Here is a 14,376-nt window from a genome sequence, read left to right on the forward strand (position 1 = left end):
GCGCCCCGCGCGGACCGGGTGGACCGGGTGGACCGGACGGACAGCACAAAGCCGGGCGGGTCTCTCGCAGTGATCTTCATCACCGCGAGAGACCCGCCCGGCGTTCCCTCTGTGCGCGAGGGGGGAGTTGAACCCCCACGCCCTTTCGGGCACTGGAACCTGAATCCAGCGCGTCTGCCTATTCCGCCACCCGCGCATGGGTGTTGCCGCTTCGATTCTCCCACACTCCCCGGACGGCTTCCGTCCGGGCCGCCGGGAGCGCCTGGCGACATCTGAAGATTAGCACGCTGCCCGGGGTGGTCTCACACCCGTATCGACCCCCCGCGGTTTGGGACACTGGTCCCCAGGCACCTCTACGATCCGTGTGAGGGGTGACACCACACGCGTCGGACCCAGGTGGGGAACCAGCCGTTTTCCTCGCGCGTGGATACGATCAGTAAGCAGTATCGGAGGCGACACGCCGTGTGCGCCCAGCACGCTAGAGCCGAGGGCATCGGGGAAGGAGGTGCACCGTGGGAGTAATGAAGCGCTTCGAGCAGCGTCTCGAGGGTCTCGTCAACGGCACCTTCGCCAAGGTGTTCAAGTCCGAGGTGCAGCCCGTGGAGATCGCGGGCGCCCTCCAGCGGGAGTGCGACAACAACGCGACCATCTGGAACCGTGAGCGCACCGTCGTGCCCAACGACTTCATCGTCGAGCTCAGCACCCCGGACTTCGAGCGCCTCAGCCCCTACTCCGGCCAGCTCGGCGACGAGCTGGCCGGCATGGTGCGCGAGTACGCCAAACAGCAGCGCTACACCTTCATGGGGTCGGTCAAGGTCCATCTGGAGCAGGCGGGTGACCTCGACACCGGCCTGTACCGGGTCCGCAGCCGCACCCTGGCCGCCAGTACCTCCCAGTCCCAGCACCAGCCCCAGCACCAGCCGCCGGCCCAGCAGCCCCCGTACGGCGGCTCCCCCGGCGCTGCCCCCGGCGGCTACGGATATCCGCCCCAGCGTCCCGGCGGTGTGCCCCCCATGCCGCCCGCGCCGCCCCCGGGGGCGCCCGGCGCCCCGGCCGGTGCCGCTCCGCCGCCGGCCGGCCGCGCCCGCCAGTGGATCGAGATCAACGGCACCCGCCACCAGATCTCCCGTCCCACCATGGTGCTGGGCCGCTCCACCGAGACCGACGTGCGGATCGACGACCCGGGCGTCTCCCGGCGGCACTGCGAGATCCGGCCCGGAAACCCGCCCACGGTCCAGGATCTGGGCTCCACCAACGGCATCGTGGTGGACGGACAGCACACCACGCGCGCTACGCTCCGCGACGGCTCACGCATCGTCGTGGGCAGCACCACGATCATTTACCGGCAAGCCGAAGGGTGAAGCGGGGGCAATGTCAGAGCTGACCCTGACGGTCATGCGGCTGGGTTTTCTCGCCGTACTGTGGCTGTTCGTCATCGTGACCGTGCAGGTCATCAGGAGCGACCTCTTCGGTACCCGGGTGACCCAGCGCGCGGCCCGGCGCAACGAGGCCCAGCGCCCGCCCCAGCCGCGCCAGGCGCCGCAGCCGGCCGCCCGCGGCGGCGGCCGGCGCCGGGGCGCCCCGACCAAACTCGTGGTGTCCGAGGGCTCGCTCACCGGCACCACCGTGGCCCTGCAGGGGCAGACCATCACCCTCGGCCGGGCCCACGACTCGACGATCGTGCTGGACGACGACTACGCCTCCAGCCGCCACGCCCGGATCTACCCGGACCGCGACGGCCAGTGGATCGTCGAGGACCTCGGCTCCACCAACGGCACGTACCTCGACCGGACCCGGCTGACCACACCGACGCCGATCCCGCCCGGCGCGCCGATCCGCATCGGCAAGACGGTCATCGAGCTGCGGAAGTAGTGAACGCGACCATGACGACCGGAGGGTGGGCACCGTGCGGATGTACCCGGAGCCGACGGGCGAGGTGCGCATGAGTCTGGCACTGCGCTTCGCCGCCGGATCGCACAAAGGCATGATCCGCGAGGGCAACGAGGACTCCGGTTACGCCGGTCCCCGGCTGCTGGCCGTCGCCGACGGCATGGGCGGCCAGGCCGCCGGCGAGGTCGCCAGCTCCGAGGTGATCTCCATCCTCGTCCAGCTCGACGACGACGTCCCCGGCTCCGACCTCCTCACCTCGCTGGGCACCGCCGTGCAGCGCGCCAACGAGCAGTTGCGCGTCATGGTCGAGGAGGACTCCCAGCTCGAGGGCATGGGCACCACCCTCACCGCCCTGCTGTGGACCGGCCGGCGGCTCGGTCTGGTGCACGTCGGCGACTCCCGCGCGTACCTGCTGCGCGACGGCCGGCTCAGCCAGATCACCCAGGACCACACCTGGGTGCAGCGCCTGGTGGACGAGGGCCGGATCACCGAGGAGGAGGCCACCACCCACCCGCAGCGCTCCCTGCTGATGCGCGCGCTGGGCAGCGGCGACCGCGTCGAGCCCGACCTGTCCATCCGCGAGGTGCGGGCCGGGGACCGCTACCTGCTGTGCTCCGACGGCCTGTCCGGTGTCGTCAGCCACCAGACGATGGAGGAGACCCTCGCCGGCTACCAGGGGCCGCAGGAGACGGTGCAGGAGCTGATCCAGCTCGCCCTGCGCGGCGGCGGGCCGGACAACATCACCTGCATCGTCGCCGACGTCCTCGACGTCGAGGGCGGCGACACCCTCGCCGGGCAGCTCAACGACACCCCGGTCATCGTGGGCGCCGTCGCCGAGAACCAGCACCAGCTCGGCGACCCCGGCACCCTCCAGACCCCGGCCGCCCGCGCGGCCGAACTCGGCCGCGGCGGCCGGGGCGACCACGGACAAGTGCCCCAGCAGCAGTCGCCCGAGGGCTCCGCCGGGGGGTTCGGCCCGCCCGGCAGCGGTGGCCACGGGAACACGCCGCAGGAGGGGTCCTTCGACGCGTACGCCGGGGGCGACCTCAGCAAGCCCCGCGGGGGCTGGAGATGGTTCAGACGGTCCCTGTACCTCGTGCTGGTGCTCGGCCTGATCGGCGGCGGCCTGTACGGCGGCTGGCGCTGGGTCCAGACGCAGTACTACGTCGGGGCCGAGGGCGACCGGGTCGCGATCTACCGCGGCATCAGCCAGAAGCTCGGCTGGATCGAGCTGAGCGAGGTCGAGGAGCGTTCCCCGGTCGAGCTCAGGTACCTCCCGGCCTACCAGCGCAACGAGGTGCGGACCGGGATCTCCATGGACAGCCTCGAACAGGCCGAGGCCCGGCTGGCGAGGCTGGCGGAGCAGGCCGAGGTCTGCGAGCTCGTCGCCCGGCAGCGGCAGGAGCGGGAACGCGCCGAGGAGTCCCAGGACGCCGCACCGGGGGACACCGGGCGGGACGGCTCCGTCCGGGAGGGCGGCGCCGGAGCGGGCGAGGAGGCCGGGAACTCCCCGTCCTCCGCCGCCGTTCAGCCCTCCGCCGTCGAGTCCCCCGCCGCCGGGTCCCCCGGCACCCCGGCCGGCGGCACCGCCCGTACCGGCCGCACCGGTCATGTCATCCACGCCAGCGACAGCACCCAGAGCTCCACCGCTCCGACTCCCGGCCCCAGCCTTCCGGAGGAACAGCAGAAGCTCGCCAAGCAGTGCACCACGCCATAGGGGGCCGCACTCCATGAGCACCAGTCACACCACCGGCAGCAACACGACCATCTCCCCCGGAGGGCTGCCCAGCCGCCGCAACACCGAGCTGGTGATGCTCGTCTTCGCCGTGCTCATCCCGGTGTTCGCCTACGCCAACGTGGGCCTGGCCATCGACGGCGAGATGCCCGCCGGGATGCTCGGCTACGGTCTCGGCATCGGGCTGCTCGCGGCCGTCGCCCACCTGGTGGTGCGCAGGTTCGCGCCGTACGCCGACCCGCTGATGCTGCCCATCGCGACCCTCCTCAACGGACTGGGCCTGGTCCTCATCTGGCGGCTCGACCAGTCCGAGAGACTCGCCCTGCGCGGCGAGGGGGCCGCCGCGCCCAACCAGCTGATGTGGTCCGCGCTGGGGATAGCGCTCTTCCTGGGGGTGCTGATCTTCCTCAAGGACCACCGCATCCTGCAGCGCTACACCTACATCTCCATGGTCGTCGCGCTGGTCCTGCTGATCCTGCCGATGTTCTTCCCGGCCAGGAACGGCGCCAAGATCTGGATCAGCATCGGCGGCATGTCCCTCCAGCCCGGCGAGTTCGCGAAGATCATCATCGCGGTGTTCTTCGCCGGCTACCTGATGGTCAAGAGGGACGCCCTGGCCCTGGCCAGCCGCCGCTTCATGGGCGTGTACCTGCCGCGCGGCCGCGACCTCGGACCGATCCTGGCGATCTGGGGCCTGAGCGTCCTCATCCTCGTCTTCGAGACCGACCTGGGCACCTCGCTGCTGTTCTTCGGCCTCTTCGTCGTCATGCTGTACGTGGCCACCGAGCGGACCAGCTGGATCCTGTTCGGCCTCACCCTGGCCGCCGTGGGCGCGGTGGCCGTGGCCAGCTTCGAGCCGCACGTGCAGAGCCGGGTCCAGGACTGGCTGGACCCCTTCCACGTCGTCCGCGAGACCGGCAACGTCAACCAGCCCGCGGCCGCCCTGTGGGCCTTCGGCTCCGGCGGCATGCTCGGGGCCGGGCTGGGCCAGGGCCACTCCGACCTGATCGGCTTCGCCGCCAAGAGCGACTACATCTTCGCCACCGTCGGCGAGGAGCTGGGCCTGACCGGGGTCATGGCGATCATCCTGCTGTACGGCCTGCTCGTCGAGCGGGGCATCCGCACCGCGCTGGCCGCCCGCGACCCGTTCGGCAAGCTGCTGGCCGTCGGCCTGTCGGCGGCCTTCGCCATCCAGGTCTTCGTGGTGGCGGGCGGTGTCATGGCCCTCATCCCGCTGACCGGTATGACCATGCCCTTCATCGCGCAGGGCGGTTCGTCCGTCATCGCCAACTGGGCACTCGTCGCGATCCTGCTGAAGATCAGCGACACCGCCCGGCGGCCCGCACCCGCCCCCGCGCCCTCCCCCGATGCCGAGATGACCCAGGTGGTCCGATCATGAACAAGCCCCTGCGCCGTATCGCCATCTTCTGCGGACTGCTGATGGTCGCCCTGATGGTCCGGGGCAACTGGGTCCAGTTCGCCCAGGGCGAGGAGCTGAAGAACGACCCGAAGAACCGCCGGGTGGCCATCGAGCGCTACGGCCAGCCGCGCGGCAACATCATCGTCGACGGCAAGGCCATCACCGGCTCCACCGAGACCGAGGGCACCGACTTCAAGTACAAGCGGACCTACAAGAACGGCGAGATGTGGGCGCCGGTCACCGGCTACGCCTCCCAGGCGTACGGCGCCACCCAGCTGGAACACATCTACGACGGCATCCTCACCGGCGACGACGACCGGCTGTTCTTCAACCGCACCATCGACATGCTCACCGGCGAGGACCAGAAGGGCGGCAACGTCGTCACGACGCTGAACGCCGAGGTCCAGAAGGCCGGCTTCGAGGCCATGGGCGACAAGAAGGGCGCGGCCGTGGCGATCGACCCGGAGACCGGCGCCATCCTCGGCCTGATCAGCAAGCCCTCCTACGACCCGTCCGCCTTCGCCGGGAACTCCGCCAAGGACGAGAAGGCCTGGGGGGCCCTGCAGAAGGAGAACAACGAGGACGAGCCGATGCTCAACCGGGCGCTGCGGCAGACCTACCCGCCCGGCTCGACGTACAAGGTCGTCACGGCCGCCGCGGCCCTGGAGAGCGGCCTGTACGACGACATCGACGAGAAGACCGACAGCCCGGACCCGTACCGGCTGCCGCAGTCCACCACCGACCTGCCCAACGACGGCAACCACCCCTGTGAGGACGCCTCGCTGCGGGTGGCCCTGCAGTGGTCCTGCAACACCGTCTTCGCCAAGATCAGCGACGAGGTCGGCAACGAGGAGATGATCGAGTACTCCGAGAAGTTCGGCTACAACGAGGAGCACTTCGTCCCGGTCCGCGCCGCGGAGTCGGTCTACCCCGAGGACAACCGGCCGCAGAACGCCATGGCCGGCATCGGCCAGGCCTCCAACCGCGCCACCCCGCTCCAGATGGCCATGGTCGCCGCCGCCGTCGCCAACGACGGCAAGCTGATGGAGCCGTACATGATGGACCGGCTCGTCGCGCCGGGCCTCAACGTCGTCGAGGAGCGCAAGCCCAAGGAACTGGGCGAGGCGGTCTCCGCGGAGAACGCCCAGAAGCTCCAGGAGATGATGGAGACGGTCGTCGAGAAGGGCACCGGAACCACCGCGCAGATCGACGGCGTCACCGTCGGCGGCAAGACCGGCACCGCGCAGCACGGCGAGAACAACGAGAAGAACCCGTACGCCTGGTTCATCTCCTACGCCAAGGCCGACGACGGCTCCTCGCCGGTCGCGGTCGCGGTCGTCGTCGAGAGCGCCGACGTCCTCCGCGACGACATCGCGGGCAGCAGGCTGGCCGCCCCGGTGGCGAAGGCCATGATGGAGGCCGCGCTCGAAGGGGGGAGGTGACCGGCGGACGCCGGTCGCATCCGCAGTCACGTCCCGGCCTCCCGCACGGTCCGGGTACCGTATGGCGAGCAGCACCGCCGGGCCGCGAGGAAGACGGCCGGGACGAACGGAGAGGGCTGGACTATGGAAGAGCCGCGTCGCCTCGGCGGCCGGTACGAGCTGGGCTCGGTGCTCGGCCGGGGTGGCATGGCCGAGGTCTACCTCGCCCACGACACCCGGCTGGGACGCACCGTCGCGGTGAAGACGCTCCGGGTGGACCTCGCCCGGGACCCCACGTTCCAGGCCCGCTTCCGCCGCGAGGCCCAGTCCGCCGCCTCGCTCAACCACCCGGCGATCGTCGCCGTCTACGACACCGGCGAGGACTACGTCGACGGGATCTCCATCCCGTACATCGTCATGGAGTACGTCGACGGCTCGACCCTGCGCGAGCTGCTGCACTCCGGGCGCAAGCTGCTGCCCGAGCGCACCCTGGAGATGTGCGTGGGCATCCTCCAGGCCCTGGAGTACTCGCACCGCAACGGCATCGTCCACCGCGACATCAAGCCGGCGAACGTCATGCTGACGCGCACCGGCCAGGTCAAGGTGATGGACTTCGGCATCGCCCGCGCCATGGGCGACTCCGGCATGACCATGACCCAGACCGCGGCCGTCATCGGCACCGCCCAGTACCTCTCCCCGGAGCAGGCCAAGGGCGAGACGGTGGACGCCCGCTCCGACCTGTACTCCACCGGCTGCCTGCTGTACGAGCTGCTGACCGTGCGGCCGCCCTTCGTGGGCGACTCCCCCGTCGCGGTCGCCTACCAGCACGTACGGGAGGAACCGCAGCCGCCGAGCATCTACGATCCCGAGATCACGCCCGAGATGGACGCCATCGTCCTCAAGGCGCTGGAGAAGGACCCGGACTACCGCTACCAGTCCGCCGACGAGATGCGCGCCGACATCGAGGCGGCCCTCGACGGCCAGCCGGTGGGCGCCGCGGCGGCGATGGGCATGGGCGGTGCGGCGGCGTACAACGGCGGCTACCACCCCGACGACCAGCCCACCACCGCCCTGCGCGCGGCGGCCCCGCCGTCCGACCGGACGTCCATGCTGCCGCCGATGCGCGAGGACGACGGCGGCTACGGCTACGACGAGCGGCCCGACCGGCGGCGCCAGAGCCAGAAGAACCACCTGTCCACCGTCCTGCTGGTGCTCGGCGGCATCCTGGTGCTGGTCGGCGCCGTCTTCATCGGCAAGGTGATCTTCAGTCCCAGCGACAGCGACCCGACCGTGCCCAACCTGGCCGGACGCACCTTCAGCGAGGCCGAGCAGACGGCCGCCAACGCCAGGCTCAAGGTCAGCAAGGGACCGGAGGAGTTCTGCGCACAGGAGAAGGGCACGGTCTGCAAGACCGACCCGGCGGAGGGCGAGGAGGTCCCGGAGGGCAGCACGATCACGCTGATCATGTCCAAGGGCCCCGCCGAGGTCGAGGTCCCCGATGTGGTCGGTGAGGAGTTCGACGAGGCCCGGCAGGAGCTGGAGAACGCGAACTTCGAGGTCAAGCGCGAGACGGAAGTCTCCGAGCAGCCGGCCGGCACGGTCATCGAGCAGGACCCGGCGGGCGGCGGCAAGGCCAAGCCCGGCACCGAGATCACCCTGACCGTCGCCGAGGAGGACGAGCGGCCGACCGTGCCGAACGTGGTCGACCAGAACTTCGAGGCGGCCAAGAACCAACTGGAGGAGCTGGGCTTCACCGTCGTCCGGACCGACCAGGAGGACACCTCCAGGGAGCCGGACACGGTCATCTCGCAGAGCATCACGCCCAACACCAAGGCCGCGCCCAACTCGACGATCACCCTGACCGTCGCCAAGGCGCCCGAGCAGCCCGAGGCGGAGCCGGCCACCGTGCCGAACGTCCAGGGGCAGCGGCTCGGGGAGGCCCAGCAGGCGCTGCAGGGCGCCGGCTTCCAGGTCCAGGTGCAGGGGCCCCAGGACGAGAACGCCAGGGTCCTCAGGACCGACCCGGGAGCGGGCACCCAGGGCAAGAAGGGCGACACGGTCACCGTGTTCACCTTCTCCGCCGGCGGTCCGGGCGGCAACGGCGGTCCGGGCGGCAACGGGGGGAACGGCGAACCGGGCGGGTTCTTCGACTTCGACTGACGTCCCGTTCCTGCCCGGTGCGTTCTCCGTCCGCGGGGAGCCCGCGCCGAGAGGGCCCGACCGGCACCGGCCGGTCGGGCCCTCTCGGCGTGTACGGGGGGCGTGCCGCCGGCGGACGCGGCGGGCGGCGGTACGGCCCCGCCGGCGCGGCGCTAGCGGATCTCCGCGGGCGGGGTGCGCTCGGCGTCCACCTTCTCGGTGCGCACCAGTTCGCCCCAGACGATGTAGCGGTAGTCGGAGGTGAGGATGGGGGTGCAGGTGGTCAGGGTGATGTACCGGCCCGGCTCGTCCCGGCCCGAGACCTCCGGGACGCCGGCCAGCACCTCGACGTTGTACTTGGAGGTCTTCGGCAGGATCTCGTAGACCTTGTAGACGTACCAGGTGTCCTCGGTCTCCACGACGACCGGATCGCCCTTCTCCATCCGGTGGATGTCGTGGAACTTGGCGCCGTGCCCGTCGCGGTGCGCGGCCAGCGAGAAGTTGCCCTCGCCCTTCCAGGGCGGCACGGCCTTCACCGGCTCGGTGTAGTAGCCCGCGACGCCCTTGTTCAGCTCGTCGGTGTCGGTGCCCTTCTTGATCAGCACCTCCCCGCCCATCGACGGGACGTGCAGGAAGCCGACGCCCTCCCCGGCGTCGTACGTCCGGTCCTCCGCCGCGCCGCCCGGGCCGTCCTGCGCCCAGTTCTCCCGCACCTCGGCGCTGTCGCGCTCGGCCTCGCGGTTGGCGAGCACGTTCGTCCACCACAGCGAGTAGACGACGAAGAGGCCCAGCAGCACACCGGTGGTGATCAGCAGCTCGCCCAGTACGCTGACGACCGCGGCGATCCGGCCGCGGCGGCCGCGCCGGTGTCCGGGCCCGGGGGCCGAAGCCGTCCGCGCGTCATCTCCCTGGTCGACCACCGACATCCGACGCACCGCCCGCTCTCCTCAACTGGCCACGGAGCGCAGGCTATCGGACGAGCGCGTCCGGCTTTCCCTCGCTCCGGGGACGTTCCTCGACCATTCTGCCCCAGACGATCATCCGGTACTTCGAGGTGAACTCGGGGGTGCAGGTGGTCAGGGTGATGTACCGGCCCGGCTCGGTGAAGCCCGACCCGGGCGGGACCGGGCCGATGACACCGACGTTCGACGGCGGGGTCGAGTCCAGCCGACTGGCCATCTCGTAGATGTAGTAGGTGTCCTGGGTCTCCACCACGATCGGGTCGCCCTTGTCGAGCTTGTTGATGTAGCGGAACGGCTCGCCGTGGGTGTTGCGGTGCCCGGCCACCGCGAAGTTGCCCTGCTCGTCCCAGGGCATCGCGGTCTTCAGCGGCTCGTCGGAGTAGTGGCCGACCATGCCGCGGTCCAGGACACCGTCCTCCTCGGTGCCCTCGGCGATGGGCACCTTCACGTCCAGCTTGGGAATGTGCATGATCGCGAAGCCCTGGCCCGCGGAGAAGGCGCCGGGGTCGCGTTCGTCGCTCTTCTCCCCGTCCTGCCACTGCTGTTCGAGCTTCTTCGTCTCGCTGCCCGCCTGGCGGTCGGCTATCACGTTCGTCCACCACAACTGGTACGACACGAACAGCAGCATCACCACGCCGAGGGTGATGAACAGCTCGCCGAGGACCCGGCTGGCCACCACCATCGGGCTCTCCTGCCGCGCCCGCTGGGCCCGGCGCCGCGCGGCGCGGCCGCCGTCCGACGGTGCGACGGCGGGCTCGGCGGTGGGCTCGGCAGTGGGCTCGGCAGTGGGCTCGGCGGCGGACGGCGCGCCGTCGGCGGCCGGGCCGGGGCGCACCGGGGGGACGTCCCGCACCTGCCGCAGCGTCATCGTCTCGTCCGACGGCGGCTCGGCGGGCGGGCCGGCCGGCGGCGGATCCGCCGGCAGCGTCACCTGGCGCAGGGCCACCGTCTCGTCGTCCAGTGCACCGCCGGGGACGCCGGCGCCCGGGGCCGGTGCGGCGGGGGCCGTGCGCGGCCGTCCGTGCCGACCCTGGGGTGCCTGGGGTGCCTGGGGTGCCTGGGGTGCCCGGGGTGGCCGCGGCATGCCAGCCGCCCTCCGCCGTCCCCCCGACCCCGCCACGGGCCCGGCGGCCAGGCCGGTCGTCAGCCCGGCCGGCGGACCGCTCGGCGGTACGGGCGGCGGGTCGTCCGGGAGGAGGGCCGGGGAATCGGCCGGGGAGTCCGGCAGGGGGTCGCTCAGCGGGTCGGCGAGCCGTCCCACCGCGGCCTCGAACACGTCCCGCCCGGCGTACGGGTCCGCGGCGGCACGGTGGCGCCCGGTGGGCGGGCGCTCCCCGTGGGTGCCCTCCGGACGCAGCGCCGTCACGCCCCGACCACCGGGGCCAACCCACTGGAGCGCGCCACGGCTTCGGCGTCGCCGCACCGGACGAGCCAGTTGGCGAGCATCCGGTGGCCCCACTCGGTGAGTACCGACTCGGGGTGGAACTGCACGCCCTCCACCGGCAGTTCACGGTGGCGCAGCCCCATCACGACATCCGTCTCCGTCCACGCGGTGACCTCCAGCTCCGCGGGCACCGTGCCGGGCTCGACGGCGAGCGAGTGGTAGCGGGTCGCGGTGAAGGGGGAGGGCAGCCCGGCGAAGACGCCCGTGCCCTCGTGGTGGACGGTCGAGGTCTTGCCGTGCAGTAGTTCCGGCGCCCGGCCCACCACCCCGCCGTAGGCGACGGCCATCGACTGCATCCCCAGGCAGACCCCGAAGACCGGCAGTCCGGTCGAGGCACAGTGCCGGACCATGTCGACGCAGACCCCGGCCTCCTCGGGCGTACCGGGGCCGGGGGAGAGCAGCACCCCGTCGAACCCTCCCCGCTCCGTCCCGGAGGCTCCCGGCACGTGCTCGGGGCGGATCTCGTCGTTGCGGACCATCTCGCACTCGGCGCCGAGCTGGTAGAGGTACTGGACGAGGTTGAAGACGAAGCTGTCGTAGTTGTCGACGACGAGGATGCGTGCGCTCATCGGTCCTGTCCCGTCTGCTCCGGCTGTCCCGCCCGCCCCTCGTCGACCGTCACGTCGCCGAACGGCAGGAGCGGCTCGGCCCAGGGGAAGACGTACTCGAAGAGCGTGTAGACAACCGCGAGCACCAGCATGAGTGAGAGCAGCGCGCGTACCAGCGTGTTGCCCGGCAGGTGCCGCCAGATCCAGCCGTACATGCCGTGTTGCCGTCCCTTCTGTTCCTGCGGACCCCAGGGTACGGGTACGCGGGCCCGCCGGGGGCCCCAAGCGGCCCAATGCGTCCGAGACCACTCGGAGACCGGGCGGAGATCATTCGGAGATCGTTCGGAGACCACACGGGGACCGGGCGGGAGGCAGCCGGGGAGCGCCGGGCCGTCCCGCTCAGTCCTCCACCGGCCCGGAGTGGCGCAGGTCCACCGAGCCGGTGTAGCCGGGCAGGGTCACCCTGTCGCGCTCGTCCACCGACCAGCCGAGGCCGTAGGCGTCGACGTACTCGCGGTAGTTCCGCACGGCGGGCGCCGCGTCCAGCGCCTCGCGCAGCTCACCGGTGTCGCCGACGGCGGTGATCGTGTAGGGCGGGGAGTACAGCCGGCCCTGGAGGATCAGGGTGTTGCCGACGCAGCGCACCGCGCTGGTGGAGATCAGCCGCTGGTCCATGACCTTTATCCCCCGGGCGCCGCCCGCCCACAGGGCGTTGACGACGGCCTGGAGGTCCTGCTGGTGGACGACCAGGTCGTTGGGCTGCGGCTCGGGCAGGCCGGGCATCCTGGCGGTGGCGTCCGGCGGGGCGTCGTCGAGGGTGACGGTGAGGCCGGAGCCGGTCAGCGGCCGGGTGCCCGCCGTCCTCGCCAGTTCCTCGAAGGCGCGCTTCTCGGCCTCGGTGTCGCCGCTGTCGCGCCGGGCGAGATCCTCGACCTCGCCGCGGAGCCGGCTCACGGAGGACTCCAGTTCCTGGTTGCCGTGGCTGCGCTCCTGGATGAGGTCGGACAGCCGCAGCATCGAGTCGTCGCTGCGCAGATCGGCGCCCTGGGCGGTATTGAAGCTCACCCAGAAGAGGAACCCCGCCAGGGCGAAGATGCCCCCGGTGGCGAGCCGCACGGGCCGGAAACGGGAAATTCTCACCTTACCCACGTCTCCCTCCGGCGCGTCGAGGTACTACGCTAGCGGAACCAAGCAGCGTCTCCTTCCCGGGCCTCCGCCCGGAGCCGCCGGGGAGGACCTCACAGGCGGGCCAGCGCGGTCACGCAGCGCATCGACAGGAGAGTCCCTCGTGCCGAAGTCACGGATCCGCAAGAAGGACCAGTTCACGCCGCCGGCGAAGAAGCAGACCACGGACATCAAGTTCGGCTCGGGGCGGAACTGGGTCGCCCCGCTGATGCTGGCGCTGTTCCTGGTCGGCCTCGCCTGGATCGTCGTCTTCTACGTGACGACGGGCGACCTGCCGGTCGAGTCCCTGGGCAACTGGAACATCGTGGTGGGCTTCGGCTTCATCGCGGCGGGGTTCGTCGTCTCCACCCAGTGGAAGTAACCGGTCGGCCGAGTTATCCACAGGTCTTCCACAGCCCTGGGAAAACCTCAGAAGGTCTGTGGATAACTTCATCGGTCCATCTGTCGTTATGACTGGTGACTCGCGGTAGGCGAACCTCTTCGCCCCCGCTGGACAGGGAAAACGCGGTTTTCGCACAACCGTCCGCCTCCCCGCCGACGCCATGCACAAGATCCGTCACCTGCTGTGGATAACCTATGGCCACAGCTCTGCGGCTGTCTCTGTGACTGTCTCCGACCGTCTCCGCGGCCGGTGCCACGGCCGGTGCCACGGCCGGTTCCGCGGCCAGTGGATCAGCCGAGGAGTTCGGCGGTACGGACCGCGCAGATGACGAGGATCACCAGCAGCATGGCCGCGAGGGTCCCGTACTGCACCGCCGCCCGCCGTGCGCGGGGGGCGTGGACCAGCGCGTAGGCGATGACCACGCCCGTGACCAGTCCGCCGATGTGGGCCTCCCAGGAGATGTTGGGGAGCCTGAAGGTGATGAACAGGTTGATCGCCAGCAGCACCAGGATCGGGCGCATGTCGTAGTTCATGCGCCGGGCCAGTACGGCCGTCGCCCCGAACAGCCCGTAGATCGCCCCCGAGGCGCCCAGCGACCCCTGGTTCTGCGCGGCGACCAGGTACGTCAGCGCGCTGCCGCCCAGCGCGGACAGCAGGTACAGGGCCAGATACCGCCAGCGGCCCAGCGCGGCCTCCAGCTGCGGACCGAGCCACCACAGCGCCAGCATGTTGAAGCCGATGTGCCAGACCTCCTGATGGAGGAAGGCGGAACTCAGCATCCGGTACCACTCGCCGGCCGCCACCCCGACCCACTGGGAGATCTCCGGGTCGTAGGCGTAGCCCACCATCGACAGCGCCTCGACCAGCCGGTCGCCGGACGTGAGCACCGCGAGGAACATCACCAGGTTGAGCCCGAGGAGCACCTTGGTGACCAGCCGGGTGTCGGCGACGACGGCGCCGCCCGCCAGGGTGCGCGGTCGCACGGCACCCGGTGCGCCGCCCCCGCCGGGGCCGTCCTTGCCGGAGCCGCCGCGGACGCATTCGGGACACTGGAAGCCCACGGACGCCGGGATCATGCAGTCGGGGCAGATCGGCCGGTCACAGCGGACGCAGGAGATGCCCGTCTCCCGGTCCGGATGCCGGTAGCAGCACGCCGGCGCGGGCCGCCGGCCCTGCTCGTCCTCCATCGCCACCCCTCAACGCCCCTCGGATCCTGCTGCCGGACGACCCGGCGTACCGCGTGGACCGCC

13 protein-coding genes and 1 tRNA gene are annotated in these 14,376 nt (G+C 71.2%); 7 read left to right on the top strand and 7 right to left on the bottom strand.

Annotated elements, in window-relative coordinates:
• Nucleotides 1-112 precede the first annotated feature (112 nt).
• Nucleotides 113-196: transfer RNA gene (locus CUT44_RS02300), tRNA-Leu, on the bottom strand.
• 316 nt (nucleotides 197-512) lie between these two features.
• Between CUT44_RS02300 and CUT44_RS02305 the strand changes: the two genes are divergently transcribed.
• The 6 genes from CUT44_RS02305 to pknB all read left to right on the top strand — a co-directional run bounded on the left by CUT44_RS02305 (nucleotide 513) and on the right by pknB (nucleotide 8,626).
• Nucleotides 513-1,361 (top strand): FhaA domain-containing protein, encoded by an 849-nt coding sequence (locus CUT44_RS02305; RefSeq protein ID WP_100200414.1) that lies wholly within the window; start codon nucleotides 513-515, stop codon nucleotides 1,359-1,361.
• 10 nt (nucleotides 1,362-1,371) lie between these two features.
• Nucleotides 1,372-1,872: an FHA domain-containing protein FhaB/FipA gene (locus CUT44_RS02310; RefSeq protein ID WP_100200415.1), complete on the top strand. Its 501-nt coding sequence runs from the start codon at nucleotides 1,372-1,374 to the stop codon at nucleotides 1,870-1,872.
• A gap of 40 nt (nucleotides 1,873-1,912) precedes the next feature.
• Nucleotides 1,913-3,607 carry a Stp1/IreP family PP2C-type Ser/Thr phosphatase gene (locus CUT44_RS02315; RefSeq protein WP_408646701.1) on the top strand — a complete coding sequence of 565 codons (1,695 nt, stop codon included), beginning with the start codon at nucleotides 1,913-1,915 and terminating at the stop codon, nucleotides 3,605-3,607.
• A gap of 13 nt (nucleotides 3,608-3,620) precedes the next feature.
• Entirely contained in the window at nucleotides 3,621-5,024 is a 1,404-nt protein-coding gene (locus CUT44_RS02320; RefSeq protein ID WP_100200417.1) for an FtsW/RodA/SpoVE family cell cycle protein, read from the top strand.
• A complete protein-coding gene (locus CUT44_RS02325; protein WP_100200418.1) occupies nucleotides 5,021-6,487 on the top strand; it encodes a penicillin-binding transpeptidase domain-containing protein in 1,467 nt (488 codons plus the stop codon). The genes CUT44_RS02320 and CUT44_RS02325 overlap by 4 nt, the downstream gene beginning before the upstream one ends.
• Before the next feature lie 123 nt (nucleotides 6,488-6,610).
• Complete coding sequence (gene pknB, locus CUT44_RS02330) at nucleotides 6,611-8,626, top strand: Stk1 family PASTA domain-containing Ser/Thr kinase (protein ID WP_100200419.1); 2,016 nt, start codon at nucleotides 6,611-6,613, stop codon at nucleotides 8,624-8,626.
• Nucleotides 8,627-8,778: 152 nt separating this feature from the next.
• On the opposite strand, the gene CUT44_RS02335 is transcribed toward pknB, so the two are convergent.
• The 5 genes from CUT44_RS02335 to CUT44_RS02355 all read right to left on the bottom strand — a co-directional run bounded on the left by CUT44_RS02335 (nucleotide 8,779) and on the right by CUT44_RS02355 (nucleotide 12,699).
• Nucleotides 8,779-9,531, bottom strand: coding sequence for a class E sortase (locus tag CUT44_RS02335; RefSeq protein WP_100200420.1), 753 nt, complete (start codon nucleotides 9,529-9,531; stop codon nucleotides 8,779-8,781).
• 43 nt (nucleotides 9,532-9,574) lie between these two features.
• A complete protein-coding gene (locus CUT44_RS02340) occupies nucleotides 9,575-10,933 on the bottom strand; it encodes a class E sortase (protein ID WP_233221143.1) in 1,359 nt (452 codons plus the stop codon).
• A complete protein-coding gene (locus CUT44_RS02345) occupies nucleotides 10,930-11,580 on the bottom strand; it encodes an aminodeoxychorismate/anthranilate synthase component II (protein ID WP_100200421.1) in 651 nt (216 codons plus the stop codon). The genes CUT44_RS02340 and CUT44_RS02345 overlap by 4 nt, the downstream gene beginning before the upstream one ends.
• Nucleotides 11,577-11,774 (bottom strand): hypothetical protein, encoded by a 198-nt coding sequence (locus CUT44_RS02350; RefSeq protein ID WP_100200422.1) that lies wholly within the window; start codon nucleotides 11,772-11,774, stop codon nucleotides 11,577-11,579. The genes CUT44_RS02345 and CUT44_RS02350 overlap by 4 nt, the downstream gene beginning before the upstream one ends.
• A 184-nt stretch (nucleotides 11,775-11,958) precedes the next feature.
• On the bottom strand, nucleotides 11,959-12,699 hold the full coding sequence (locus tag CUT44_RS02355; protein WP_233221145.1) for a DUF881 domain-containing protein: 741 nt from the start codon (nucleotides 12,697-12,699) through the stop codon (nucleotides 11,959-11,961).
• Between the two features lie 148 nt (nucleotides 12,700-12,847).
• On the opposite strand from CUT44_RS02355, the gene crgA reads away from it, so the two are divergent.
• Entirely contained in the window at nucleotides 12,848-13,105 is a 258-nt protein-coding gene (gene crgA / locus CUT44_RS02360; RefSeq protein WP_100200424.1) for a cell division protein CrgA, read from the top strand.
• A gap of 311 nt (nucleotides 13,106-13,416) precedes the next feature.
• Here the strand turns inward: crgA and CUT44_RS02365 are convergent, their stop codons facing one another.
• A complete protein-coding gene (locus CUT44_RS02365; RefSeq protein ID WP_100200425.1) occupies nucleotides 13,417-14,313 on the bottom strand; it encodes a rhomboid family intramembrane serine protease in 897 nt (298 codons plus the stop codon).
• Between the last annotated feature and the right edge of the window lie 63 nt (nucleotides 14,314-14,376).

Origin of the sequence: Streptomyces carminius, assembly GCF_002794255.1 — a bacterium.
GTDB lineage: Bacteria > Actinomycetota > Actinomycetes > Streptomycetales > Streptomycetaceae > Streptomyces > Streptomyces carminius.